General features: G+C 46.4%; 27 protein-coding genes, 1 tRNA gene and 1 pseudogene. 19 read left to right on the top strand and 10 right to left on the bottom strand.

The window, feature by feature from the left end; genetic code table 11:
* Positions 1–370: 370 nt before the first annotated feature.
* The 4 genes from lysS (at position 371) to HU824_RS10170 (ending at position 5484) form a co-directional block, all read left to right on the top strand.
* Positions 371–2101, top strand: coding sequence for a lysine--tRNA ligase (gene lysS / locus HU824_RS10185; RefSeq protein ID WP_136009851.1), 1731 nt, complete (start codon positions 371–373; stop codon positions 2099–2101).
* Positions 2102–2207: 106 nt separating this feature from the next.
* A complete protein-coding gene (locus HU824_RS10180; RefSeq protein WP_176468754.1) occupies positions 2208–3203 on the top strand; it encodes an NAD(P)H-dependent glycerol-3-phosphate dehydrogenase in 996 nt (331 codons plus the stop codon).
* 50 nt (positions 3204–3253) lie between these two features.
* Positions 3254–4591, top strand: a complete 1338-nt coding sequence (locus HU824_RS10175; protein WP_136009853.1) for a glucose-6-phosphate isomerase — start codon at positions 3254–3256, stop codon at positions 4589–4591.
* Positions 4592–4728: 137 nt separating this feature from the next.
* A complete protein-coding gene (locus HU824_RS10170; RefSeq protein ID WP_176468753.1) occupies positions 4729–5484 on the top strand; it encodes an HAD family hydrolase in 756 nt (251 codons plus the stop codon).
* Between the two features lie 55 nt (positions 5485–5539).
* Here HU824_RS10170 and HU824_RS10165 read toward each other — a convergent pair whose 3' ends face one another.
* Positions 5540–6166 carry a hypothetical protein gene (locus HU824_RS10165; RefSeq protein ID WP_176468752.1) on the bottom strand — a complete coding sequence of 209 codons (627 nt, stop codon included), beginning with the start codon at positions 6164–6166 and terminating at the stop codon, positions 5540–5542.
* 203 nt (positions 6167–6369) lie between these two features.
* Here HU824_RS10165 and HU824_RS10160 point away from each other — a divergent pair, with 203 nt between their 5' ends.
* Complete coding sequence (locus tag HU824_RS10160; protein ID WP_176468751.1) at positions 6370–6807, top strand: PepSY-like domain-containing protein; 438 nt, start codon at positions 6370–6372, stop codon at positions 6805–6807.
* Between the two features lie 315 nt (positions 6808–7122).
* Here the strand turns inward: HU824_RS10160 and HU824_RS10155 are convergent.
* From HU824_RS10155 to HU824_RS10145, 3 genes and pseudogenes are all read right to left on the bottom strand, one after another.
* Positions 7123–8003 (bottom strand): annotated as a pseudogene (locus HU824_RS10155) (alpha/beta hydrolase).
* Positions 8004–8180: 177 nt separating this feature from the next.
* A complete protein-coding gene (msrA, locus tag HU824_RS10150; RefSeq protein ID WP_255260495.1) occupies positions 8181–8672 on the bottom strand; it encodes a peptide-methionine (S)-S-oxide reductase MsrA in 492 nt (163 codons plus the stop codon).
* Between the two features lie 122 nt (positions 8673–8794).
* Positions 8795–8867: transfer RNA gene (locus tag HU824_RS10145), tRNA-Arg, on the bottom strand.
* 212 nt (positions 8868–9079) lie between these two features.
* Here HU824_RS10145 and asnA point away from each other — a divergent pair.
* Positions 9080–10117 carry an aspartate--ammonia ligase gene (gene asnA / locus HU824_RS10140; protein WP_136008986.1) on the top strand — a complete coding sequence of 346 codons (1038 nt, stop codon included), beginning with the start codon at positions 9080–9082 and terminating at the stop codon, positions 10115–10117.
* A gap of 104 nt (positions 10118–10221) precedes the next feature.
* Complete coding sequence (gene ung / locus HU824_RS10135) at positions 10222–10884, top strand: uracil-DNA glycosylase (protein WP_136008987.1); 663 nt, start codon at positions 10222–10224, stop codon at positions 10882–10884.
* Between the two features lie 3 nt (positions 10885–10887).
* Here ung and HU824_RS10130 read toward each other — a convergent pair whose 3' ends face one another.
* From HU824_RS10130 to HU824_RS10120, 3 genes are all read right to left on the bottom strand, one after another.
* Positions 10888–13665, bottom strand: coding sequence for a putative LPS assembly protein LptD (locus tag HU824_RS10130; protein WP_176468749.1), 2778 nt, complete (start codon positions 13663–13665; stop codon positions 10888–10890).
* Positions 13666–13744: 79 nt separating this feature from the next.
* Positions 13745–14281 carry an HD domain-containing protein gene (locus HU824_RS10125; RefSeq protein ID WP_136008989.1) on the bottom strand — a complete coding sequence of 179 codons (537 nt, stop codon included), beginning with the start codon at positions 14279–14281 and terminating at the stop codon, positions 13745–13747.
* Between the two features lie 36 nt (positions 14282–14317).
* Positions 14318–16042 (bottom strand): glycosyltransferase family 39 protein, encoded by a 1725-nt coding sequence (locus tag HU824_RS10120; protein WP_176468748.1) that lies wholly within the window; start codon positions 16040–16042, stop codon positions 14318–14320.
* Positions 16043–16228: 186 nt separating this feature from the next.
* Here HU824_RS10120 and HU824_RS10115 point away from each other — a divergent pair, with 186 nt between their 5' ends.
* From HU824_RS10115 to HU824_RS10085, 7 genes are all read left to right on the top strand, one after another.
* The gene (locus HU824_RS10115; protein ID WP_176468747.1) at positions 16229–16606 is read left to right on the top strand and encodes a GtrA family protein; all 378 of its coding nucleotides are present in this window, start codon (positions 16229–16231) and stop codon (positions 16604–16606) included.
* Positions 16607–16658: 52 nt separating this feature from the next.
* Positions 16659–17630 (top strand): glycosyltransferase family 2 protein, encoded by a 972-nt coding sequence (locus HU824_RS10110; RefSeq protein ID WP_176468746.1) that lies wholly within the window; start codon positions 16659–16661, stop codon positions 17628–17630.
* 358 nt (positions 17631–17988) lie between these two features.
* Positions 17989–18276 carry a hypothetical protein gene (locus HU824_RS10105; protein ID WP_176468745.1) on the top strand — a complete coding sequence of 96 codons (288 nt, stop codon included), beginning with the start codon at positions 17989–17991 and terminating at the stop codon, positions 18274–18276.
* A gap of 256 nt (positions 18277–18532) precedes the next feature.
* Positions 18533–19015, top strand: coding sequence for a GNAT family N-acetyltransferase (locus HU824_RS10100; RefSeq protein ID WP_044469295.1), 483 nt, complete (start codon positions 18533–18535; stop codon positions 19013–19015).
* A complete protein-coding gene (locus HU824_RS10095) occupies positions 19012–19368 on the top strand; it encodes a DUF3795 domain-containing protein (protein WP_005827267.1) in 357 nt (118 codons plus the stop codon). Before HU824_RS10100 ends, HU824_RS10095 begins: the two co-directional genes overlap by 4 nt.
* A gap of 34 nt (positions 19369–19402) precedes the next feature.
* Positions 19403–19984 carry a Crp/Fnr family transcriptional regulator gene (locus tag HU824_RS10090; RefSeq protein ID WP_057259028.1) on the top strand — a complete coding sequence of 194 codons (582 nt, stop codon included), beginning with the start codon at positions 19403–19405 and terminating at the stop codon, positions 19982–19984.
* A gap of 143 nt (positions 19985–20127) precedes the next feature.
* Entirely contained in the window at positions 20128–20403 is a 276-nt protein-coding gene (locus HU824_RS10085) for a hypothetical protein (RefSeq protein ID WP_253280268.1), read from the top strand.
* Positions 20404–20415: 12 nt separating this feature from the next.
* Here HU824_RS10085 and HU824_RS10080 read toward each other — a convergent pair whose 3' ends face one another.
* Positions 20416–21369, bottom strand: a complete 954-nt coding sequence (locus tag HU824_RS10080; protein ID WP_176468744.1) for a transporter — start codon at positions 21367–21369, stop codon at positions 20416–20418.
* Positions 21370–21726: 357 nt separating this feature from the next.
* Here HU824_RS10080 and HU824_RS10075 point away from each other — a divergent pair, with 357 nt between their 5' ends.
* Together HU824_RS10075 and HU824_RS10070 are read left to right on the top strand one after the other, a co-directional pair.
* Positions 21727–22962 (top strand): site-specific integrase, encoded by a 1236-nt coding sequence (locus tag HU824_RS10075; RefSeq protein WP_004291422.1) that lies wholly within the window; start codon positions 21727–21729, stop codon positions 22960–22962.
* Between the two features lie 11 nt (positions 22963–22973).
* Positions 22974–23336: a hypothetical protein gene (locus HU824_RS10070; RefSeq protein ID WP_004291423.1), complete on the top strand. Its 363-nt coding sequence runs from the start codon at positions 22974–22976 to the stop codon at positions 23334–23336.
* A gap of 77 nt (positions 23337–23413) precedes the next feature.
* Here the strand turns inward: HU824_RS10070 and HU824_RS10065 are convergent, their stop codons facing one another.
* Both HU824_RS10065 and HU824_RS10060 read right to left on the bottom strand, forming a co-directional pair.
* Positions 23414–23719 (bottom strand): helix-turn-helix domain-containing protein, encoded by a 306-nt coding sequence (locus tag HU824_RS10065; RefSeq protein ID WP_004291424.1) that lies wholly within the window; start codon positions 23717–23719, stop codon positions 23414–23416.
* Positions 23720–23750: 31 nt separating this feature from the next.
* Positions 23751–24050: a helix-turn-helix domain-containing protein gene (locus HU824_RS10060; RefSeq protein ID WP_004291426.1), complete on the bottom strand. Its 300-nt coding sequence runs from the start codon at positions 24048–24050 to the stop codon at positions 23751–23753.
* Positions 24051–24251: 201 nt separating this feature from the next.
* On the opposite strand from HU824_RS10060, the gene HU824_RS10055 reads away from it, so the two are divergent.
* The 3 genes from HU824_RS10055 to HU824_RS10045 are packed head-to-tail and all read left to right on the top strand — an operon-like array spanning position 24252 to position 26560.
* On the top strand, positions 24252–24614 hold the full coding sequence (locus HU824_RS10055) for a helix-turn-helix domain-containing protein (protein WP_004304264.1): 363 nt from the start codon (positions 24252–24254) through the stop codon (positions 24612–24614).
* 3 nt (positions 24615–24617) lie between these two features.
* Positions 24618–24968, top strand: coding sequence for a helix-turn-helix domain-containing protein (locus tag HU824_RS10050; RefSeq protein ID WP_004291454.1), 351 nt, complete (start codon positions 24618–24620; stop codon positions 24966–24968).
* 20 nt (positions 24969–24988) lie between these two features.
* Positions 24989–26560, top strand: a complete 1572-nt coding sequence (locus HU824_RS10045) for a DUF3945 domain-containing protein (RefSeq protein ID WP_004291455.1) — start codon at positions 24989–24991, stop codon at positions 26558–26560.
* The last annotated feature ends 10 nt before the right edge of the window (positions 26561–26570 follow it).

Here is a 26570-nt window from a genome sequence, read left to right as displayed (position 1 = left end):
CAACCTTAAGATATAAATCTGCAACTTAAAGATGTAAATATCCAGCCTGAAGATAAAGTTTAAAACCGGGCCGAAACATCCCTGCAAGCAGACTGAACCTGCCTCATCCCTTATACCATACCGCCTCACAACAAATACCCGACACGCCAAGGCATGACTCTTTCATTCAAGGGAGCCAGAATTGCTATAACCCCAACAATACCAGGGAATTTTAACTCCCGGGCACGAAGGGCGACAACTACTTCCAGCCCCCTTTAACTCCCTTAAATGAAAGAACCGCGACGGCGCAGAGTGCTTTATTTAATAAAAAGATTCGCTATCTGAAAAATGTTTCGTATTTTTGTACCCAAATTGAGTGAAATATAGCGAAATGAACGTATTAGAACTAAGTGAACAGGAAATCATTCGTCGCAACAGCATGAATGAACTTCGCGCGATGGGCATCGAGCCTTATCCCGCAGCAGAGTATGTAACAAATGCTTTCTCTACTGATATTAAAACTGAATTCAAAGACGATGCAGAGCCTCGCCAAGTGTCCGTTGCCGGACGTATCATGAGCCGCCGCATCATGGGCAAAGCATCCTTCATCGAATTGCAGGACTCCAAAGGGCGCATCCAGGTATACATCACCCGCGATGACATCTGTCCGGACGAGAACAAGGAGATGTACAACACCGTGTTCAAACGTTTGCTCGACTTAGGCGACTTTATCGGCATCGAAGGATTCGTATTCCGTACCCAGATGGGCGAAATCAGCATCCATGCCAAGAAGCTGACCGTACTTGCAAAGAGCATCAAGCCCCTGCCTATCGTGAAATATAAGGACGGCGTGGCTTACGACTCTTTCGAAGACCCCGAACTCCGCTACCGCCAGCGCTATGTAGACCTTATCGTGAACGACGGTGTAAAAGAAAAATTCCTGAAGCGTGCCGCTGTCATCAAGACCATGCGTGCCGTACTGGACGAAGCCGGCTACACGGAAGTGGAGACCCCGATTCTTCAATCTATCCCCGGTGGAGCAAGCGCCCGCCCCTTCATCACCCACCACAACTCACTGGACATGGACCTCTACCTGCGCATCGCTACCGAACTGTATCTGAAGCGACTGATTGTGGGCGGATTCGAAGGCGTATACGAAATAGGCAAGAACTTCCGTAACGAGGGTATGGACAAGAACCACAACCCGGAATTCACCTGCATGGAACTGTACGTACAGTATAAGGACTATAACTGGATGATGAGCTTTACGGAGAAATTGCTGGAACGTATCTGCATCGCCGTGAACGGATGTACAGAGACCGAAATAGACGGCAAGACCATCAGCTTCAAAGCTCCTTACCGCCGTCTGCCCATTCTGGAAGCCATCAAGGAAAAAACCGGCCATGACCTGGAAGGCAAGAGCGAGGACGAAATCCGCCAGGTGTGCAAGGAACTGAACATGGAGATTGACGACACCATGGGCAAGGGTAAGCTGATTGATGAAATCTTCGGCGAATTCTGCGAAGGAACTTTCATACAGCCCACCTTCATCACCGACTATCCCGTAGAGATGAGTCCGCTGACCAAGATGCACCGCAGCAAACCGGGGCTGACCGAACGCTTCGAACTGATGGTGAACGGCAAGGAACTTGCCAATGCCTACAGCGAGCTGAACGACCCGATAGACCAGGAAGAACGTTTCAAAGACCAGTTGCGCTTAAGTGAAAAGGGAGACGACGAGGCCATGTTCATCGACCAGGATTTCCTGAAAGCATTGCAATACGGTATGCCTCCCACGTCGGGCATCGGTATCGGTATCGACCGCCTGACGATGTTGATGACGGGTGAATCATTCATCCAGGAAGTGCTTTTCTTCCCGCAGATGCGTCCGGAGAAAGTTACCCCCAAAGACGCTCCCGCACGATACACTGAACTGGGTATACCCGAAGATTGGGTGGCTGTGATTCAGAAGGCCGGCTACAACCAAGTGAGCGACATGAAAGATGTGAATCCGCAAAAACTCCACATGGACATCTGCGGCATCAACAAGAAATATAAATTGGAATTGACAAACCCGACCGTAAACGAAGTTGCTGACTGGGTCGGAAGAATTAAGAATTAAGAATTAAAAATTAAAGAATTAAATAGGCAAAATTAAAGATAGGAGGAAGGTGAAGGCACTAACTTCACCCCCTTTTAATTTTTAGTTTTTAATTATTAATTTCGATATGAAACTACCCGGTAAGATAGCCATCATGGGCGGAGGAAGTTGGGCTACAGCCATTGCAAAAATGGTTCTGTCGCAAGCAGAGTCGATAAACTGGTATATGCGGCGAGACGACCGTATCGCCGACTTCAAACGACTTGGCCATAACCCTGCCTACCTGACGGGCGTCAAATTTGATACCAAGCGCATCAACTTCAACTCCAACATCAATGATGTCGTGAAAGAATCCGATACGCTCATCTTCGTTACACCTTCCCCTTATCTGAAGGCTCATCTGAAGAAGCTGAAGACCAAGATTAAGGATAAATTCATCATCACCGCCATCAAAGGCATCGTACCCGATGACAACATGATTGTATCGGAGTACTTCACTAAGGAATATGGCGTCCCGGCTGAGAATATCGCAGTATTGGCAGGTCCCTGCCATGCGGAAGAAGTGGCTCTGGAACGCCTTTCTTATTTGACCATTGCCTGTCCCGACACCGACAAGGCCTACACCATTGCCCGCAAACTGGCCTGTTCATTTATCAAGACATCCGTCAGCAACGATGTTGCCGGCATTGAATACAGTTCGGTACTGAAGAATGTATATGCCATTGCAGCCGGTATCTGCAGTGGCCTGAAATATGGAGACAACTTTCAGGCCGTACTCATGTCCAATGCCGTACAAGAAATGAACAGATTCCTGCAAACGGTACATCCGTTGAACAGAAACGTGAATGATTCCGTTTATTTAGGCGACCTGCTGGTGACGGGATATTCCAATTTCAGCCGTAACCGCACATTCGGTACGATGATTGGCAAGGGCTACTCCGTGAAAAGCGCACAGATTGAAATGGAAATGATTGCTGAGGGATATTACGGTACAAAATGCATCAAGGAAATCAACAAGCATTATCATGTCAACATGCCTATTGTAGATGCAGTATACAACATTCTGTATGAGCGTATCTCGCCGACAATTGAAATCAAGCTGCTTACCGACTCATTCCGGTAAGTGCGAAAAAAAAAATTAAACGAAATACTGAATTTAAAACCTAGAATATTATGATTAGTTTGAACATTGAAAAGACTCTTGGATTCATCTCCAAAGAAAATGTTTTCGCCTATGAAGCCCAAGTAAAGGCTGCACAGGAAGCATTAGAGAATGGTACCGGTAAGGGCAACGACTTCTTGGGCTGGCTGCACCTCCCCTCCTCCATTACTAAAGAGCACCTGGCCGACCTGAAGGCTACCGCACAAACATTGCGTGACAACTGCGAGGTAGTAGTAGTTGCCGGTATTGGCGGAAGTTACCTCGGTGCACGTGCGGTGATAGAGGCTTTGTCAAACAGCTTCACCTGGTTGCAAGACAAGAAAACGGCTCCGGTCATTCTGTATGCAGGACACAATATCGGTGAAGATTATCTATATGAACTTACCGAATACTTGAAAGACAAGAAATTCGGTGTTATCAATATCTCCAAATCCGGTACTACCACCGAAACAGCCCTGGCCTTCCGTCTGCTGAAAAAGCAATGCGAAGACCAACGCGGCAAGGAGATGGCAAAGAAGGTAATCGTTGCCATCACCGATGCCAAGAAAGGTGCTGCCCGCGTGACGGCAGACAACGAAGGCTACAAATCCTTCATCATCCCCGATAACGTAGGCGGACGTTTCTCCGTACTGACTCCGGTAGGCTTGTTGCCCATCGCAATAGCCGGTTTCGACATTGAGAAACTGGTTGCAGGTGCAGTCGGGATGGAAAAGACCTGCGGAAAAGATGTTCCGTTTGCAGAAAACCCCGCTGCCATCTATGCGGCCACGCGTAATGAACTATACAAGAATGGCAAGAAGATTGAAATCCTCGTCAACTACAACCCCAAACTGCACTACGTAAGCGAATGGTGGAAGCAGCTTTACGGTGAATCCGAAGGTAAGGAAAACAAGGGTATCTTCCCTGCTGCCGTAGACTTCTCTACCGACCTGCACTCCATGGGACAATGGATTCAGGAAGGCGAACGTACCATCTACGAAACTGTCATCTCCGTAGAGAAGACACAGCACTCCTTGCAGGTACCTTCGGATGAAGCGAATCTTGACGGACTGAACTTCCTGGCAGGCAAGCACGTGGACGAAGTGAACAAGATGGCCGAATTGGGAACACAGCTTGCCCACGTTGACGGCGGTGTGCCCAACATGCGCATCGTTATCCCTGCGCTGAATGAAGAAAGCATCGGAGGTCTGCTCTACTTCTTTGAAATAGCTTGCGGCATCAGCGGTTATATTCTGGGAGTCAATCCGTTCAACCAACCGGGTGTGGAAGCATACAAGAAGAATATGTTCGCACTGCTGAACAAGCCCGGCTACGAAGAAGAGTCCAAAGCTATCCAGGCAAGACTTTGATAAATCAAGAATAGAGAGTTGAGAATTAAGAAATGGCTTTGCAACAAGCGCAATGAAAAGCTGTTTCTCTATTCTCAACTCTCTATTTATTTACCCCGCATTTCTTAATTGTTAATTTTCAATCCTCAATCTACCAAGTGTTCGAAAACTCTATCGCCCGTTATCTGGAAAAGCACGGGCACTCCAACATCCAATTGAAAGCAGTTCTTTTTGACATGGACGGTGTACTGTTCAACTCCATGCCCTATCATGCCGACGCCTGGCATAAAGTAATGGAACGCCATGGCCTGCACTTGAGCCGTGAAGAGGCATACATGCACGAGGGACGTACCGGAGCCTCCACCATCAACATCGTTTATCAACGCCAGTATGGCAAGGATGCCACTCCCGAGATGATAGAAAGCATCTATGCGGAGAAAAGTGCCGAATTCAGTACCCACCCGGAACCGGAACGTATGCCGGGTGCTTGGGAAGTGCTGCAAAAGGTAAAAGCGGCAGGACTGATTCCGGTACTTGTCACCGGTTCGGGCCAGCACTCCCTGCTGAACCGTCTTGCCCACAACTTCCCCGGAATGTTTCAGCACAATCACATGGTGACCGCCTTTGATGTGAAATACGGGAAGCCTCATCCTGAGCCTTATCTGATGGGACTGGAAAAAGCCGGAGTACAAGCCAACGAAGCTATAGTTGTAGAAAATGCACCTATCGGAGTACAAGCCGGAACAGCTGCCGGCATATTCACTGTGGCGGTCAATACCGGTCCGCTGGACAAGCAGGTATTACTGGATGCCGGAGCAGATTTATTGTTTCCGTCCATGCAGGCGCTTTGTGACAACTGGGAAAGGTTGCAAACCGCATTAGATGCCAGCAATAGCCTTCGCCACAAAGATTGACGGCGACCCAAACAATATAACAGTTGATTGAAGCTTATATAACCAAGTAATACCATTACTTGATATACAGAAGGCATCTATTGTCTTTCTTCTTAAAACGCTCCAATCTACTCATTTTCTCCTTCTCGGTTTCTTTAATAGGGAACGTTATCCTACGAGTATCTTTATCATAATCGTACAATTCTCTGGCAGGAACTACATAAACAGATTCCGGACTGTCACCACACCATCCAAAGCCAAAAACATAAAACAAGTTTTTTATCGGACGGTTCAACAGATTAGAGTTCATATACCTTTCGTACTTTTCAATGTCTTTTATATCGAGATAAAAACCCATCTTACTTCGCCATTTACATTCTACAGCTATAATATCTCCAACTTCATGAATGGTACTCGTAGTGGTAACACACTCCATCAACAAATCCGGAGATGATGAAGACAGAGGTCTATAACCCTCAATGTATTTATCACCTCTCCAATCTAAAAGCCGCCAAAATATTTTCTTGTCACAGAGGTCCGGATAACCCTCTTTACTAATATTAGAGTTCTTCACAACCCATTCCTCAAATCTATCTCCCAAATATTTACTTTTCTTCCTTTCTTTAAAATATTGAAAGGTATCCATAAACCGATATTGGAAAACACCTACAAAATCATCAATAAACTGATTTAATATTTTCATAGCCATAATAGTCTATTGTGTCTTTAAATAATATTCATTGCAAACAAAAATTCATAGGTGAAGAGGCGCAACACCCATTTTCAAAAATAGAATTTTTTTCATTTCCAAAAATAGAGCTTTTTTCCCAATTCTTTCCAGATTTCCTTCCCATCTTTGCAATACAGAAAACAAATAAAGTATTTATTATAAAAAAATAGAGAAGTATGAAAAAGTTAGTTATGATGTTGGTTTGCATGTTTGCAGTGCACACAATGGTAATGGCGGATAATGATAAGCCGATAGAGGTGAGCCAGTTACCGGCGAAGGCGCAGACATTTATCAAGACTTACTTTAAAGACCATAAGGTGGTAATGGCTAAATTGGAGTCGGGAATGTTTTATAAAAGCTATGATGTGGTGTTTACGAATGGGGAGAAGGTAGAATTTGATAAATCGGGAGAATGGAAGGAGGTACGATGCAGACAAAGTGGAGTTCCTGCACAGATTGTACCGGAAGCGATACGTAACTATGTAAAGACCAATTATCCGGATGCAAGAATTCTTCAGATTGAGTACGATGACAATGAGTATGAGATAAAGTTGTCTAATCGTTGGGAAATTACATTTGACTCTAAAATGAGGGTGATTGACATTGACGATTGATGACAAGAAAGATTTAGAATATGTAGATTATAAAGTATCAAGAAGCTGAAAACAGTGGCTGTACTATATTTCAATTGCCCGGAGTCAACGAAGCCCCGGCTGCACTTTTGCAGTTTTTTAATCAGTGTGTCCGGAGAAGGACGCTCAACCTTCTCCGGAGCTGAAAATACTGATTTATAAGGAAACGGCGCTTCCTGCCGGAAGGCGACTCAGGCTATGACGCTTTCAGGATTTTGGCAGACCTCACCATGGTATAGGTAGTCCTCTTAGTAGAATGGCGCATATCATTCAGCTTACTGAAAAATAGAGTTCTTTTCAGAGAGGTTTGTTCGGCAGAGAAATTCCAACCGCAGAACGGAAGAACAACGTTTTCAGTCCGTCATAAAATCCCGGAAGAGCAACCGTTCCATGCGTCTCTTCCGGGAACTTTTTTGATACCACCCGCAAATGCCGCTTCTCCATACGAGGAACTGCACTCCCTATAAAATCATCTGTCAGGGGAAAGTGAATCAGCTTCCTATCAGGACGCGGCTGAGTGGCAAACGCAACATACAGTTGCTTTCCTGAAAAGTCAACCTTATCTACCTGCCGTTCTACCTGTTTCTGAAAATATCCTTTATCCCACCATAAACTGGGGTCTATGGCAATGTATGTATCAAATGCACCGGGATAATTCAGCAAAACATGCAGCGTGAACAACCCGGCATAAGAATGTCCGGCCAACAAGTGTTGTCCATTCACCGGCAAGTTTTGTTCCACTGCGGGGCGTAGCTCCTCCGTCAGAAAACGGCAAAATTGTCCTGCCCCCCCCCTTCCGGTTTATCGCCCGGACGGACAGTTCCGTCACGCCGGGCAGCAGAACAGGTTGGCGTTAAGTCTCTGGTTCTGTTTGTATTCAGGACAGCCACAACGATACAGGGCGGTAAGGAAGAAACTTTGGAGGTGGAAAACAAGCGAGTAAAACCTACCACCGAATGAAAAAAAGAATCACCGTCCAGCAAATAAAGAACCGGATAACTTTCCTCTTTTTCACCCGGGCGGGTTGCAGGTACATACACCCAATATTCTCTAGCCTCATTCAAGACATGCGAAAACAAAGTGTGGCAGGTTCCGATAGAAATAGCTTCTTGCGCTCTCAGCGGAAAACCGAGCCAAGTAACAACTACCCATATGAACAGAATATGCAGGCTTCTCATTTCAATTCTTTTTTCAGTCTGCAAAGTTCGCAAAAAATAAGTTGACTACCTATCCCTATTTTTAGGTATTCTCACGGTTGAAGGCTTTCCGTAAAAATCAAATGCATGCAGGAGTTCCTGCGCGATACGGCTGCGGCACGTATCTTCATTACTTATTAACAGTATATCCATTGTCCGTTACTTTTCCAGATTTAAATACTCGCCATCTCCTTCTTTCTTCATCTTCGCTTTACGCGCCAAGTCGAACAGGGCGGGGTTAATGTGGCAATATCCACCCGGATTTTTGTCCAGATAGTCTTGATGATAATCTTCGGCGGGATAGAAGTTCTTCAAAGGCTCTATCTCTACAACCAACGGACGGGAGTAGTTGGCAGCCAGCCGGTCAACGGTTTCACGAATAACGGGCAGGTCGGCGGTATCCGTATAATAGATACCCGTGCGATACTGTGTGCCTCTATCACCTCCTTGCCTATTGAGGCTGGTAGGGTCAATCGTTTTGAAATAAAGGTCGATAAGGAAAGGCAAGTCCACCTTATCGGCGTCATACTGCACTTTTACGGTTTCGGCAAAGTCCGTGGTGCCGGTACATACCTGCTGATAGGTAGGATTGGCTATATTTCCATTGGCATATCCCACCTGAGTAGCCTCCACACCTTCTATTTGTTTCATACCTCTAACTCTATGGAAATTATAACAAGAAAGAGAACCGTATGGTTGACTTTTCTGGATGTATTGTATAAAAAAGAACTCCCTTTGCAAAGTATTCATGCAAAGGGAGTTCCTTTCTTGTGTGACCCCGGTGCGATTCAAACGCACGACCTTCAGAACCGGAATCTGACGCTCTATTCACTAAGCTACGGAGCCAAATGTGGATGCAAAAGTATAAAAAATTTAGCTAATTCCTAACATTCAAACGCTTTTTATATCAAATCAAGGAATATCTTCATTATTACTTTGAGAAGAGCAACCGCAATTATACAAACATTTTGTTCTTTTTTTCCGCAAAATAAAAACAAGTATCAATATTATTTCTATCTTTGCCAAACAATTTAACAGAAGTTACACTAAATAAATTTATGAGTTACCTGATAACACCTGAAGGTTACAAACCTTTATTGGACTTAAAACAGACTGAATTAGGGATTAAACAAATTAAAGAGTTCTTCCAATTGAACCTTTCTTCCGAACTGCGTTTGCGACGCGTGACAGCTCCACTGTTCGTATTGAAAGGAATGGGTATCAATGACGACCTCAATGGAGTGGAACGTGCTGTGACTTTCCCTATCAAAGATTTGGGCGACGCCAAGGCTGAAGTGGTGCACTCTCTCGCCAAATGGAAACGCCTCACGCTTGCCGAATATCATATCGAACCGGGATATGGCATATACACAGACATGAATGCCATCCGTGCCGATGAAGAACTGGGCAATCTGCATTCCCTTTATGTAGACCAGTGGGACTGGGAACGCGTCATTACTGCCGAAGACCGCAATGTAGAATTCCTCAAGGAGATAGTAAACCGCATCTATGCAGCCATGGTGCGCACAGAATATATGGTATATGAAATGTATCCGCAAATCAAGCCTTGCCTGCCCCGGAAACTTCACTTCATTCATGCCGAAGAACTGCGCCAATTGTATCCGGACTTGAAACCCAAATGCCGCGAACATGCCATTTGCAGAAAATACGGTGCAGTGTTCATCATCGGTATCGGATGCAAGCTGAGTGACGGAAAGAAGCATGACGGACGTGCTCCGGACTACGACGACTATACCAGCAAAGGGCTGAACGACCTCCCCGGACTGAATGGCGACCTCTTGCTATGGGACCACATCCTGCAACGCAGCATCGAACTTTCCTCCATGGGTATCCGTGTAGACAAGGAAGCCTTGCTTCGCCAGCTCAAAGAGGAAGGAGAAGAGGAACGCCTGGAACTTTACTTCCACAAACGCTTGATGAATGATACACTGCCGCTTTCCATCGGTGGCGGTATAGGACAGTCCCGCCTCTGCATGTTCTATCTGCGCAAGGCGCATATAGGTGAAATACAAGCCAGTATCTGGCCGGAGGATATGCGCAAAGAGTGCAAAGAACACAATATACACCTGATTTGATATGCATTTATCCCGTCATATAATGTAAAGTTCAACCCGTCAAAAGGTTGGACTTTATTTTTTATTTTGTACTTTAGCATCCTAAACTACTAACAGTTCCAATTATGAATGTTCAAATAGAAGAAAGCTGGAAAGCACATCTGCAATCAGAATTTGAGAAAGATTATTTCCGTACATTGACTGATTTTGTACGGGACGAATATGGAAAATATGCAATATATCCTCCGGGAAAGCTGATATTCAACGCATTCAATCTATGCCCTTTCGACAAAGTGAAAGTCGTAATAATCGGTCAAGACCCCTATCATGGTCCGGGACAAGCACACGGACTTTGTTTCTCCGTAAATGACGGTGTCCCCTTCCCACCTTCCCTACTCAATATTTTCAAGGAAATAAAAAATGACATTGGCACTGATGCCCCCACTACCGGCAATCTGACACGCTGGGCAGAGCAAGGCATATTGCTGCTCAATGCTACCCTCACAGTACGTGCACACCAGGCCGGTTCTCATCAAAACCGCGGTTGGGAAACATTTACAGATGCGGCCATCCGCATTCTCGCCGAAGAAAAAGAGCATCTTGTATTCATTCTTTGGGGGGCCTATGCCCAACGCAAAGGAGCATTCATCGACCGCAACAGACATCTGGTACTTACCTCCGCACATCCGTCTCCCCTATCCGCCTATAACGGTTTCTTCGGGAACAAGCATTTCAGCAAAACAAATGACTACCTGAGAGAGCACGGAGAAAAGGAAATCGTTTGGTAAGGATTAATACCATTGAATGTTACTTTGAGTCTGACTTCTCTGTTCCCATTTCAAATCCTGCAGAATGCTTGCATTGGCACGGATAGTAAAGTTATAGTACTTCCAGCGTCCGAAAGGTGATAGGGCAGCCGTCATACTGAAACAGTGCAGGTCACGTGTGATGTTGAAAGCGGTCTGCGTTATCTCCTTCGCATTGAAGTCATAACCGGAATTGAAGCTGACAGCCCATTTGTTGGTAAGCTTGACGTTACCGTTTATATTAAGGGAGTTCAGGCTGAATTTGTACGGATAGCGCATGTTCTTACGATTAATGGGCTTACTAGTATCTTCCGTAATATTGAAACCGGTACTGAAATTGATTGACCAAGGCATCTTGAACACCTGATAGCCATCAGCATCGGCAGCAGCCTTTTCCTTCTTCTTCTTCGGAGTGCCATCTTCAGTAGTTTCTCCCTCCATGTCACTGTCTCCCTCCGCCGAGGCATTCTGGTCTTGGTCCTGCTCCTCGTCATCCTTCTGACCGGTGAAGAAGTTCCTTATTTTCTTCCACGAATCATTGTTCACAGTCCAACTGAACGACGTACCATATCCAGACCAACGGCCAAAACGACCATAAGACCATTCCGTACGGTTACCGGGCACTACCCTTCCGTTCTCGTCAAACTCGTAAGCATAGGTAGCAAAGGTAGAGCTCATGCTCAACGTATAGCTCTTGCTCAACTTCAGACGGAGATTAAAACTCAAGTCACTCCAAGGACGCACCTGGGCGGCCGTGTTGTAACTGATGCCCATACTCAAATCGTCAATCAGACTCACCTTGCGGATAGAGTCATTCTTATCCTTGAACTTCATTTCAAGGTTGTTGGAAACATTGAAGCTGATAAGCCCCTGCTTTCCCCCACTTGGCGGACTGAACACCTGACCGGCATAATAGGAATACTGCACGGTATCACGAATACCGTTCTGGTCTTTTATATAAGAGTCATAATAGCCAAAACGGGAGGAAGTGAAATCGGGCGCAGCGCTGAAACTGACGGAGGGAGTGATGACGTGACGTATCTGTATCTCCTTCTTCTTCATAAACAATGGCTTGTACATACCATAAACTTTGGTATTGATGCCCAGACTGGCACTGTAGTCGTATACACGGTGAAAGCCGTAGGTTGTATCATTCACCTCCTTACCTTGCTCACCGTCCCAGTCCTTCTTCACCTTGCGGGTGTACCAACGCTCCGTATAGTTTACGGTAGGTGTCACATTGAAGTACTTGAACAAGGTAAATGTGGCACTTACCGGAATCTCATGCTGCATACCGTTCTCCCAATCGCGTATCAGGTTCTTCTTGAACAACAGATTGTCCTTCGTCTTGATGCTGTTCTTCACACGGCCGGTATAGCGAACGGAAATCTTCTCATACCACTTTTCATCTCCCACTGCATGCTTACGTTTGAAAGGGAAAATGGTACTCAAGGAAATGGTCATGTCCGGCAAAGTCACCGCGATAGAAGAGTCACGCATGGTCTGGGCAATATTACCTGAAGCGGAGATGCTCAGATGCTGGTCGGGAAAGTTACGCGAATAGCTGACACTGGAAGTCTTGGTATTCTGTGACATTGCCTGGGAGTTGTACATATTGCCGATATTGGTACGCTCATAACTACTGGTAGCAAAGTTGACACTGGCGGAAAAAGTAGAATTGGGGCTCGCTTTCGGATCCTGCCGATGAGACCACACCACCTTGAAGTCTTTGGCAACGGAGTAGTCGGGCAAGCCTTTGTCACCTGTCTTGGTCACCTGATAGTTTGCCTGTAGCAAACCGGAATATTTGTAACGCTTCGCATAGTTCGACTCCATATTCAGCGCCCAAGAACCTTTCGTAAAGATGTCCGCCCTCAGTTTCAAATCCATTTGGTCACTGATGGCGAAGTAGTATCCGCCATCCGTCAGACCGAAGCCACGATTGGAATCATCCATATAGGTAGGCATCAGAAAACCGGACTGGTAACTGCTCGAGAAAGGGAAAAAGAAAAACGGCACGGCAAGAGGAAGGGGTACATCCTCTACTACCAGATAGGCTGGTCCCGTCACCACATTCTTTTTCGGACGTACCTTGGCGTATGTCATCTGCATATAAAAGTGGGGGTGGTCATGATGGTCACAAGTCGTATAACGACCGCTTTTCATATAGAGTTCATCATTATTCCCCTTCTTGGCATTATTACCGGTCACATATCCCTCGCCCTGCTGGCTGACAACATTGCTGATAAGACCTCTTTTACTCTTGAAGTTATAGCGGATAGTATCGGTTTCGTAGGAGGTGTCTCCGTCTTTGAAGACCGGTCTTCCCTTGGCTGTTCCTACAGAATCGACCACGCCACGGGCAAAAACCGTACTGTTGTCCATATCCATGGAGATGACATCAGCCTCCAGGTCAGCACCCGGATAGCTAACCTTTCCCTGGCCGTAAAGATGGGCAAACCCACTCTGTGTAAATACAATGGAGTCATTGGCTTCATAGGCTACGGGAGCATCCAATGCATCCTTCTTGGGAGGCTCAGCCGCTACCGTATCTTGTTGCAACGAATCGGCAGGAAGCCCCTTTCCCCCTTGCAGGGAGTCTCCCATCTGCAAACTATCCCCTACTTGCAACGTATCTGTCCGCTGAATATTCGGAAGGACTACCTTCCCTCTACGATGCTGAGAAACAGCCCCACCGGAGAAAAGAAGTAAGACGAATAGTAGTATGAATGATATGAATGTATTTGCTTTCAATGGCGTCATTAACTAATAGTTTACGCTTGGAGGGGCAAAAGTACGTAATTTATACGGATAATTTCCCTTTTTAAAGAAATTTAGATTGCTACAAGAACAGTTCGCACCAATTATCAAAGCGACGTACCCCTTTTTCACCATAACGTTCCAAACTTTTACGGGCTTTTTCCACACTTTTCTCCTTTTCCAAATGAGTTTTTGAATAAAACTTATCGGCAAAACAGATAACTTGTTCTTCCAAACTAACCGGAACCATTTCGCGATGCGGCACAGGTAAATCCTGTGCAATGATTCCCTCCAATGAAAGTCCGGCACCCGTATGACGTTCACAAACCAAAGCATGGCGGGGATAGCCTTCACCACGCATCAAGTCGGCTCCCAAATAACCGTGACAAATATAAGGCTTGTCACCAAAACAATAAATGCCTGGCGCATCTGTAAGAAAAATGCCTATATCGTGCAACATGGCAGCCTCATACAGAAAATCCTTATCCAATGAAAGTTCCGGATGGCGATTGGCAATCCACAACGACTTGTCGGCTACGGAACGGCTGTGCGTCAACAGTATATGCCGCAACTCATTCTCTTCCAGATAATATTTGTTAATGATATCTATCGGATTCATTTTAAATTATAAGTTGTAATTATGAGTTATAAATCGTCAATTATCAAACGCCCTGAATTTATACATGCAGATTTCATTACGTATATCACAACTGTGTCTGTCTGTACGGAATATCTTTTCCAGATTATACGCCTGCTCCAACTCTTTCAACATATTCTCCTCCTCTTTTACGGGAACCAACAAATATCCCTCCCCACTGGCCGGATGTTCCTTTTCAATATGCCGCATGCGGTCATTCAGATAAAAGTTGACGCCATAGAAACTCATTTTCGAGTAAGAATAGACCACACCTTCCGGAACATACGCATTGACCCTCTCAGCCAGATGTTTATCTGATTTCACAGCCAGCACCGTAGGCTGATAAACCGAATCCAATGATACGAAAAGGCAAAGCATACATCCTGCTATAGCATATAATAATGACCGGCTATCCGCACGCTTTATCACCATGCGTAATGTGCAGACAGCGGCTACTACGGGAAGTGCCACCAGGAGCCACTTTGGAACAGACAAAGCCACATCCTCCAACGCATGCATAAAGGCTACATTCTCAGCGGCATGGCGTCCGCTTCCAAAAATACTGTCGGGAACCAGGCCCAGACGAACTACGACAAAAACAAGCGTAAGCAACAAGCCCAAAGAAGCAAAGATGATTGCACAAATCCTAAGAGCCCGTGCCCCCTTTTGTACTAAAGCCAACAGATACTCAGCTATCAGCACTGCCATAAACGGATAGATGGGAAGTAGATAAACACTCCGCTTACTCTTGGGGATGCAGTAGAAGACAAAGATTATCAGAATGACCAACCACGTGAACAGTTGTACCGGAGACTGGTTGCGGAAAGCAGTCCAGCCCTTCTTCAACCGCAACAGCAGGGTCTCCCCTTCCGGCAGGCAACGCATGTTTTTCCACTTCAAGCCAAACAAGGAAATTACCAAGACCAACGTCCAGGGAATCCATCCCCAAATCAAAGTCAGGAAATTATACCATATAGGATTTTCATGGGACTCGTAGGACATTTTGCCCATAAACCGCCCGGTATTCTCCTCCAGAACCAAATCGAGGAACGGTTGTCCACCTTGTCTGTAAGCTACGTATACCCAAGCAAAATAAGGAACAAAAGAAAGCAGGCCGATACCTGCCAACGAGAAAAACGCTTTCCAGAAGGAACGTCCGCGCAACAACTGATAAACGCCGATACATGCACAAGGGAATATGAAACCTACCGGTCCTTTGGTCAACGTAGCACATCCCATCAGCAGTACCGCAAGCCAGGGCACTCCGCGGCATCCCTTCTCATCCCAGCAGAACAGCAGGCAAAGGGAAATAACGATGAAGGCGACCTGAACCATATCGACCCGGCAAGCGACAGCAGCCCGATGCACCTCGAAAGAAGACAAAAGAAGGATAGAAGTCAGAAACGCCGTTTGGAGGTTTTTACGTTTTGCCACAAAGGCAAAGAACACCAACTGCATGGCTAAAAAAGCCAATGCAGACGGGAAACGGGCGGAAAACTCCGTCACTTCTCCAAAAAGGGAAGAGATGGCAGCTATTGACCAGTAGAAGAAAGGGGGTTTATAAGCAATATCAGTACCATAGTTCACCGGAAGTATCCAATTTCCACTCTCCAGCATAGAAAGGGCAACAATCGCCTCCCGCGGTTCCCCCTTGGAATAAAAAATGGTTTCTCCCAAAAAGGGAACAACCACAAGCACACTCAGCAGCGCAATAAACCAGAACGCCTTCTTTCTGTCCGACATACCTTATTTGTTTTTTATGTTTTCTGGGCGCAAAGATAGCGCAAACCGAAAGCAGATGCAAATTTATTTGCAATTTGCTAAGATGCAACTTATTTCATACGGCAAAATTACAAATAATTCGGAGACAATACCTAACTTTGCTCCCCTAATGATAATAGTAACAGAGAGTAGATATTTAATGTCAAGATGAAGCAGCTGAAACAACTACCGAAATTTGTACGCTTCGTAATGGTGGGCATCCTTGCAACAACTCTGCACTACGGATTGTATTTTGTGTTGCAACAGGTTATCAATGTAAATATAGCCTATACACTGGGATATGCCCTCAGCTTCATCGCCAATTTCTATCTGACCGCTTACTTTACCTTCGGCCGCAAGCCTTCATGGAGAAAAGCGTTCGGATTCGGAGGAGCACATCTGTTCAACTATCTGTTGCACATAGGATTATTAAATGCCTTTCTCTGGATGGAGCTCCCCAAGCCCTTAGCCCCCGTTCCGGTTTTCGCCATTGCCATTCCGGTCAACTTCTTACTCGTACGTTTCGTTTTCAAAAGAAAAGAGTGATAATTTGCTTTTCTTCCGATTTCTTACGAATATTGCAAAAAGATTTATTTTTATGATGGAAAACTCACCCATACTTGCCGTTGTCGTGCCTTGCTACAAAGAAGAGGCAGTGCTACACGAAACCCATAAACGATTGAGCCAATTATTCGACCGGCTGATACAAGCCCGGCAAATTTCCCCGGAAAGCTATATATTATATGTAAACGACGGAAGCACCGACCAGACATGGGCTATCATCAAAGAACTGCACCAAAATACGGCCTATGCCTGCGGACTGAACCTGGCAGGAAACGTAGGACACCAGAATGCCCTGCTAGCAGGACTCAATGCAGTAAAAGAGCGTTGCGAGATAGCCATCTCCATTGATGCAGACTTGCAAGATGACATCCAGGTGATTCCGGACATGATAAACAGCTATAAAGCGGGCAATGACATCGTTTATGGCGTACGTAAAGAACGGAAGACCGACACTTTCTTCAAACGCAACACCGCTTTGGTCTTTTATCGGCTGATGAAGGCAATGGGGGTAAAATCCGTCTACAACCATGCCGACTACCGCCTGATGAGCCAGCGGGCTATACAACACCTATGCCACTTCCGAGAGCGCAACCTTTTTCTTCGGGGGCTGGTTCCCCTCATCGGCTACCAGACGGACAGCGTGTACTACAATCGTGACAAGCGTTTTGCCGGAGAATCAAAGTATCCTTTCCGGAAGATGCTTAATTTTGCCATCGACGGTATCACTTCCTTTTCCGTCAAACCAGTCCGTATGATTTCTTGGATAGGCTGCATCTTTATTCTTGTGGCACTGTGTGTCACCGGATGGACACTTCACTCTTACACACAGCATAACGCCGTCCCCGGATGGTCATCACTGATGATTTCCGTCTGGCTGGTAGGAGGTGTGATACTTGTGTCGCTGGGGATTGTAGGCGAATACATCGGCAAAATATACATTGAGGTGAAGGACCGACCGCGCTACAATGAAGAAGAACTGCTGATGCCGTCCGGCAAAACAGAATAAAAGAAGCCCATCATCATTCTACACAAAAGTTTTAAAAAGGAAAAACACTTGTCACGCTATCACACTATAATAAAGGTATAGAGAACAGTGTGTGTCTTTCTTGCCGACAAGTTGGCAAGACTTTGCCATAGGCATGGCAAAAGTTTGCCAAAAGCATGACAATGGGTTGGCAAAAGCATGACAATGGGTTGGCAAAATTACTCTCTGGCAGACAATGAGTTAACATAACTATCAAAATCGTATCGTCACATCAGTTTATATCAAAAAACACAAAATCGCTTGCGAAAGCGACATAAATGCCGTATCTTAGTACACGTGCAAGCAAACCATTTTGCTTACACATGATAAAAATCTGCTTATGGGAACATTAGGCTGCATCAATGACATGCTACAAAGGGATAAAGAGAACCGTGCTCTCCGTAAGTTGAGCAGAGGACGGATGCGGGAGCACTACAAATACCTTGTAGAAAGGAAAGGTCCTGAGAGAGCCGATGTAACCATTGAGGAAATAGAAGAAATCCGAAGAAATACTACTGAAAAGGAATTATCAGATAAAGAACATCTATTCAGGGCAAAGACGATTCTTGCAGCATGTGCTTTAGTCTTGCTTTTATTGGGAGTACTTTGTTATAAATTGTTCTTATAAGCAGGTCTGAAACCGATTGACAAGAAATCTACCCGGTTAAATTCATCAGCCATTGGCTGGCGATTGAAAGCAGATTCCCATGCTTCATAAAAAATTCGCATACTTCTTATATTCGAAGCAGAGAATCAACAATTTGGTTTCCTAAACCAATAAATTAGAAATGAAAAAATTATCTTTGCAAACACAATAAATACATTGAAAGACTTTCTGTTAGAACATGGAACATCTAAAAGCATACATTTTAGCACTTAAAAACATGAATACAGATTTTACAATTAGAATTGCCCAACAGTCTGATGCCCTTGAACTTATGAGTTTGTTTCAAGAGACAGTCCTCCATATAAACAAACGTGACTATTCAGAAGCAGAAGTGGCAGATTGGGCATCGTGCGGAAACGACCTCTCCCACATAAAAGACATGATTAAGACACATTATTTTATTGTGGCAACCAATCAACAGTCACAGATTGTCGGCTTTTCATCCATTACCCACCAAGGATATTTGCATTCTATGTTTGTTCATAAAGATTTTCAAGGTAAAGGCATTGCTACCATACTTCTAAATGAGATAGAACGGTATGCAACCGCAAGAGGAATCATGCGAATTACATCAGAAGTAAGCCTGACAGCCCATCCATTCTTTGAGAAAAGAGGCTATATAGTAGAAGTGGAACAGAAACGCAAAGCCAACCAACTTTATCTCACCAATTTTTGGATGGCGAAAAGGCTGGCTGAATGAAATCGTATAACGGACGTATTCCTGCTTGTGGTGTCTTTTGTGGTGGTTGTCCCATATACACAAGAGAAAAAAGTCCCTGCAAAGGAGCAGAACAGAATGGTTCTCGCTGTGAAAAATGTAAAACATTCCATTTATGTTGCTTGGAAAAAAGAATAACACATTGTTTCCAATGTTCTGATTTCCCATGTACTAAATTCAAAAGATTTACCAAACGTTGGCTAAAATACGGACAAAACTTCATTGAAAACCAAAAGCTTTTAAAAAACGTAGGTGAAGTTAAATTTTTAAAGTATTATAATAAGAGAATCCACAACCAACTTACCAACAATGACAAAAAATCAGGAATAAAATAATAATTTTGTACCTTTCGAAAAACATGTGTTGTAAATGACAGATTTTAATTCATACATGGGCAATATAGACACTGACTTTTTTAGGGAACTGTGTTTAAGAAACGGAGAACTACGGTATTATAAAAGAAATGAATTTATCCTCCGAGAGGGAGAAGTCGGTTCTTTCTTCGGGTTTATTGTATCCGGTGTAATCAAATATACCTGCATCAACCAAACTGAAAACAAAACATATAATGTAGGTTTTTCTTTTGCCAATGAATTTATCTCTGATTATCCCAATTGTTTATATAACATAAAATCTGAATTGAATATACAAGCAATAACCCCATGTAGAATCTACATCTGTTCTTCCGAATTACTTCTACAAGAATTTGAAGAGAACAAAAAAAATCAACGAATAGCCCGCATTGCAGCCGAACAATTATTTTTTCAGTCGTATTCACGTTACTTGGATTTGTTCAGATTTACATCGGAAAAACGCTATCTCCAACTTCTTAAAAAATGTCCAGAAATCCTACAAATGGTACCCCTAAAAGAAATTGCGTCTTACTTGAAAATAACCCCTATTCACATGAGCCGCATCAGACACAAACAGAGTTTTGACAGCAAAGAATAAACATAGGTTTAGAAATTCAATCATTTAACAATATTCCAAGACAATATTGATTCTGTCAGGAAGTTCTCTTTTATCTTTGCCCTATCCTTTGGCTGATTCAGCGAAAAGCAGGAATGAAAGGAGTTAAACATAGAGTCCTATATATGAGAACAAGAAAAGTATTTAGAATGCCATTTGATAAAATTCTTTGTTTATCAGCCAATGCTATATTAACCATTATTGCACTATGGAGTATTGCATCAGTCTTTTTCGAAAACGCCACAATTGATTCTATAATAGCCCGTTTCAGCGTGGCTTCTGCCTGCATGGCCAACCTATTTTCAAAACATCGTCTTATCCGGATAATATTCCTCATTATGGCATTTGTACTGATAATTGTTGCAACCGCCCTCTATGTCCATAAAGCAAATAAGATGTAAAATACTCAGCAGTTATTCCGTCTCATTTTTCCTTTTCTTCCACAGCTGATAACTATTGATTATATTCTGCCACAGCACATACGATCCCGGACCGACGGAAGATAACGGATTAAGATAAGTATATGCCATCCAGATGGCAAGCACCGTATTCTTTTGCCCCAGCGCCTGCCCTCCGCTGATGCGCTCACCATAATGACCGCCGATTCTCTTTCCCAAATAGAATTGTATACAGCAGGTTATCAGTCCCGCCAAGGCTATCAGCAGTTCAACAAATATCGGTGCATCACTATTGACCAACGAACGCACCGTCTGCCCTGAGACAATGGCAAGAGCCACTGCCCACAAATAGAAGGCGGCATCGTGGAACCCCAACAGACAGTGATGCGCCTTCGGCACAAACGCGCGCAGGAAGCATGCCAGCAAGAAAGGACAAAGCAACAATGGAAAAACCTTACTCAGGATTTTCAGGAATGCAACAAAAAAAGCAATGTCAGCATGAGGCTCCACCAACGGGAAAAACAAAGGAACAGCCACAGCCGCCAAAAGATTGGATAACAACGTATAGGTCGTCAGGCTGGATGCGCTTCCACCCAGTTTACCGGTAATGACAGCCGCAGCGGTTGCAGTGGGACAAATGAGGCAGACCATCGCACCTTCAAACACTTCCCGGTAAATCTCCGCCATGGGACAACACACCAACAATACCGCAACAATCAAGCAAGAAACCGTCTGGAACAGCAGTAACCATCCATGCCACGATTTGGGTTTCAGTTCATGCACCTCCACCTTGCAGAAGGTGAGCAGAAGTTGGGAAAAAATCAAAAGCGGAGTCAGGAAAGCCACTAACCCATTCACATAAGGTTTGGCAGGCGCCACAAAAGAAATGTCTGCAAAAAAGAAATATCCCAAAGTACCGGCAAGCATTGCCAAAGGCAATGCCCAGTTCTTTATAAAACGAACCAGCATACTTGATTTGCTATTTTAATTATATACCGCAAAGTTACTACAAAAAAGTGAAATGCGGAAAGATATAGTGATAGAATTGAGTTACAAGGGTTTTGGTTGAAGTGGCGATAATCCGTGAAGCCATTACAATCCCTGCCGAAGCCAAATCCTGACGCCGCTACGTTACTTGTTCGTAACCATGCCCGAAAATGCGACAAACGGGTACGAATAGCGAAACAAGGCTCTAAGGAATAGTGAGTTATCCATAACTCATGCGAAAAATCAGGTTACGGAAAAAGATTGCGCCGTTCCTCCCCGTTTTGCGTACCAACACCGGACTCTTCACCAACTAATTTTGAAACCCAAAAATTAAGGACAATGAAGAGTACATTTTCAGTAATCTACTACCTCAAGCGTCAGGTAGTGAAAAAGGACGGGACAGTTCCCGTCATGGGACGCATCACGGTGGACGGCAGCCAGACACAGTTCAGCTGCAAACTGACTGTCGATCCGAAACTGTGGGACACCAAAGGTGGACGTGTCACGGGCAGAAGCACGGCGGCACTCGAAACGAACCGTATGCTTGACAAGATGCGGGTACGCATCAACAGGCATTATCAGGAAATCATGGAGCGTGACAACTTCGTCACGGCGGAGAAGGTGAAGAACGCCTTTCTCGGACTGGAACACCGCTACCACACGCTGATGCAGGTGTTCCGCCAGCACAACGAGGACTACGAGAAGCAGGTGGAGGCAGGCATGAAAGCCAAAGGCACGCTGCTGAAGTACCGCACCGTTTACAAGCACATGCAAGAGTTCCTCGACATCCGCTACCATGTGAAGGACATCGCCCTAAAAGAGCTTACCCCGGCTTTCATCTCCGACTTCGAGATGTTCCTGCGCACGGACAAGCACTGCTGCACCAATACCGTGTGGCTGTACGTCTGCCCGTTACGGACGATGGTATTCATCGCCATCAACAACGAGTGGCTGACGCGCGACCCGTTCCGCGAGTATGAAATCAAGAAGGAGGAAACAACACGCAGTTTCCTGACCAAAGATGAGATCCGCCTGCTGATGGAGGGGAAACTGAAAAACGCCAAACAGGAATTGTACCGCGACCTCTACCTGTTCTGCGCCTTCACGGGGCTGTCGTTCGCGGATATGCGCAACCTTACGGAAGAGAATATCCGCACCTACTTCGACGAACACGAGTGGATAAACATCAACCGCCAGAAAACGGGCGTGGTGTCCAACATCCGCCTGCTCGACATCGCCAACCGCATAATCGGCAAATACCGGGGACTGTGCGGGGACGGCAGGATATTTCCCGTTCCGCATTATAACACGTGCCTTGCCGGTATCCGTGCCGTCGCCAAGCGTTGCGGCATCACCAAGCATATCACGTGGCATCAGAGCCGCCACACGGCAGCCACGACGATATTCCTCTCCAACGGTGTTCCCATCGAAACGGTCAGCTCCATGCTCGGACACAAGAGCATAAAGACGACGCAGATTTACGCAAAGATAACCAAAGAGAAGCTCAATCAGGACATGGAGAACCTTGCCGCAAGATTGAACGGCGTCGAGGAATTTGCAGGTTGCACCATCTAAAAAGAAAAGCCATGAAACGTGACACAATCATCATCGAGGACAAGGCAGTCAGCGTAACCGGTAACGACGTGTGGATGACCGCCACCGAAATAGCCGGATTGTTCCATACGACCGTCCCGGCAGTGAACGCCGCCATCAGAGCCGTCCGCAAGTCGGACGTGCTGAACGACTACGAGGTGTGCCGCTACATGCAGCTTGAAAACGGGCTGCACGCGGACGTGTACGCCCTTGAAATCATCATCCCGGTCGCTTTCAGGGTGAATACCTACAACACCCACCTGTTCCGCACATGGCTGGTGGGAAAGGCACTCTCACAAGAGAAACGGCAGACATACGTGATGTTCATACAGAACGGAAAAGCCGGGTATTGCTGATTGCACATACCCCATAAGACAAGTAAACGGGTAGCACCACAAAAGGTGTCACCCGTTTACTTTTTCATGAAACCGCCTCACTCCAGCGGCTTGCGGTAGTTCGCTTCCAGTACCCCGCGCAGCCCCGTTTCCGGGTAAAGCACCTTCCCTCCCAAAAGTATGAAGGGCAACACGCGGTTGTTGCGGTATTCCTGCAAGGTGCGCCGGCTCACACGGAGCAGTTCCGACACCTCGCCGTCCGTCAGGTAACGTTCCCCGTCCAGCGGAGGACGGTAGCTTTCCAGAAATGCGGACAGCCATTTCGAGCCTTTGCGCATATCCTGCACCACAGAGGCTATCGGCTCGTCTTCCATCGTAAAAACATCGTTGTTCTCGTTCATCATAACTTCGGATTCAGTGGGTGAATAAATCAAATCATCTGCCGTGCGGATAGAGCGTGCCGACAAGCGGTATCAGCCGCTTCACCTCCTCTGGCTTGTAATAGAACCTGCGGTTTATCTGCGAGTAGCCGATAAGCCGCCTGTCACGCAGCGTCTGCAACGTGCGCGGGCTTATTCTCAACTGCCCGCAGACCTCCTCGCCCGTGAGCCATCTTTCCATGCGCCCCGTGTCGCTTTTGCGCCTCAGGGCGGCGACCTTCTCCGAGAGTGCGCCGAATGCCGCCACCATCATCTCGAAAGTCTTTTTCTCGATAGATACTATTTCCATATTCATGTCATTTAGAGTTTGCCGCAAAGGTAACGAAACGGCATACAAGACGTATCGTTTTCCGCTGAAAGGCTGCCTGTTGCGCCGTTTGACCGGGTTACGGAGCCATCTTCCGCAAAAATCTTACGTGAGTCACGTAGTGAGTTGTTAAAGCCCCTTTTGTTTATTGCCGAATTTTGTCGCAGAAACAAAAAGAAAGGACTGAACATGAAAGTGATAACAATGGAAAGTTCCGCCTACAAGGAGATGATGGCGCAGATTGCGAACATCGCAGGGTACATCCGCGAGGCAAGGGACGAGAAGAAACGGAAGCGGGAAACCGAAGACAAGCTGCTTGACACGGCACAGGCGGCGAAGATGCTCAACGTGAGCAAGCGCACCATGCAGCGTATGCGCACCGACCACCGTATCGAGTATGTGGTGGTACGCGGAAGCTGCCGCTACCGCCTTTCCGAGATACTGCGGCTATTGGAGGACAACACAGTAAGGAACGAGGAAGGGACAATAGACACCCTGTTCCACAACCACACGCTGCGCACGGGCGGCAAACCAAAAGGAAGGAGGACATAGGTCATGGAACTGCTCACACGAAACAACTTCGAGGGCTGGATGCAGAAGCTGATGGAACGGCTCGACCGTCAGGACGAACTGCTGCTGGCGATGAAGGCTGAGGGGAAACAGCCCACTATCACGGAAAGCATCCGCCTTTTCGACAATCAGGATTTGTGCATGTTGCTCCAGATAAGCAAACGCACCCTCCAACGCTACCGCAGCGTAGGCGCATTGCCCTACAAGACGCTGGGCAAGAAGACCTATTACAGCGAGGAGGACGTGCTGACATTCCTTTCCAACCATATCAAGGACTTCAAAAAGGAAGATATAGCCTTCTACAAGGCTCGTATCCATAATTTCTTTCATAAATAACCCATTAAAACATTTTTCAGATGGCAAAGAAAAAAGACGAAAAGGACGTGCTGGTAGTCCGTGACGAGAAGACAGGCGAGATCAGCGTGGTAGCCGGGCTGAACGCGGACGGCACACCCAAGCGCACCCCCGCAAAAGCGGAGAACGCGCAGAGTTTCCTGCAATTCGACCGACATGGCGACGTGCTGGACAACTTCTTCAAGAACTTCTTCCGGCAGTGCAAGGAACCCAGCCGCTTCGGTTTCTACCGCATTGCGGCAGACCAAGCTGAAAATCTCTTAGAGGTGATGAAGCAACTGCTGAAAGACCCCGAAGCGAACAAGGAGCTGCTCGCCCCTCACAAGGTGGACACCTCCGACTATGAGAAGAAGGTGCAGGAAGAGATGGCAGCACAACAGACAGAGAAACAAGAACCTCAAAAACAGGAGAACATGGAACAACGGAAAGAACAGCAACAGGACAAATCCGAACAGATGCAGGGCAAACGTGGCTACCAGCCCATCGACGAGAGTAAAATCAACTGGCAGGAGCTGGAGGACAGATGGGGCGTAAAGCGGGACAACCTTGAAAAGTCCGGCGACCTTACGAAGATGCTCAACTATGGCAAGTCCGACTTGGTAAAGGTCAAACCGACCTTCGGCGGCGAATCATTCGAGCTGGACGCCCGCCTCTCCTTCAAGAAGGACGGTGAGGGAAACATCAGCCTCGTGCCGCACTTCATCCGCAAGGAGCAGAAGCTGGATGAGTACAAGGAACACAAATTCTCCGACAATGACCGGAAGAACCTCCGCGAAACGGGCAATCTCGGTAGGGTCGTGGACATTGTGGACAGGGAAACGGGCGAGATCATCCCCTCCTACATCAGCATCGACCGCAAGACGAATGAAATCACGGACATTCCGGCAAGCAGGGTGCGCATCCCGGAGCGCATCGGCAAGACGGAAATCACCACGCAGGAGCGGGACATGCTCCGCGCCGGACTGCCCGTACGCGACAAGCTCATCGAGCGCAACGACGGCAGAAAGTTCGTCACCACCCTGCAAGTGAACGTGGAGCAGCGCGGCGTGGAGTTCGTGCCGGGAACCGGCAAGTCGCCCCGTACCGCACAGACACAGGAAACCAAAGGCGACACATCGAAAAGTCAGGCGCAGGGCGGGGAAAATGCCGCACAGACCAAGAAGGAGCAACGCCGCAACACGTGGACGAACGAGGACGGCAGCATCCGCCCCATCAGCAAATGGAGCGGCGTGAGCTTCACCGACCAGCAGAAAGCCGACTATGTGGCGGGTAAAGCCGTGAAGCTGGAGAACGTGACCGACAAGCAGGGCTTCCATGCCACGATGTATATCAAGTTCAACCCGGAGAAGGGACGCCCGTACCGCTACGACACGAACCCTGACAATGCACAGCAGGTTGCTCCGTCCAACGAGAGCCGCACGCAGGTGGCGGTGAACAACGATGGCAAGACCAACGAGGCTACAAAGAATCTGAGAGAGCCGTTGCAGAAAGGTCAGACCAACCCGAAGGACGCCCGCCAGCAACAGCAGCAGGAGAAGCCGCAGAAGAAAACGGGCAAGGGCATGAAAATGTAATCCCGTGTCC

The sequence above is a fragment of the Bacteroides sp. L10-4 genome (genome assembly GCF_013373675.1).
In the GTDB taxonomy this organism is placed as follows: Bacteria; Bacteroidota; Bacteroidia; order Bacteroidales; family Bacteroidaceae; genus Bacteroides; species Bacteroides muris.
This window is presented reverse-complemented; position numbering and strand designations above follow the sequence as displayed.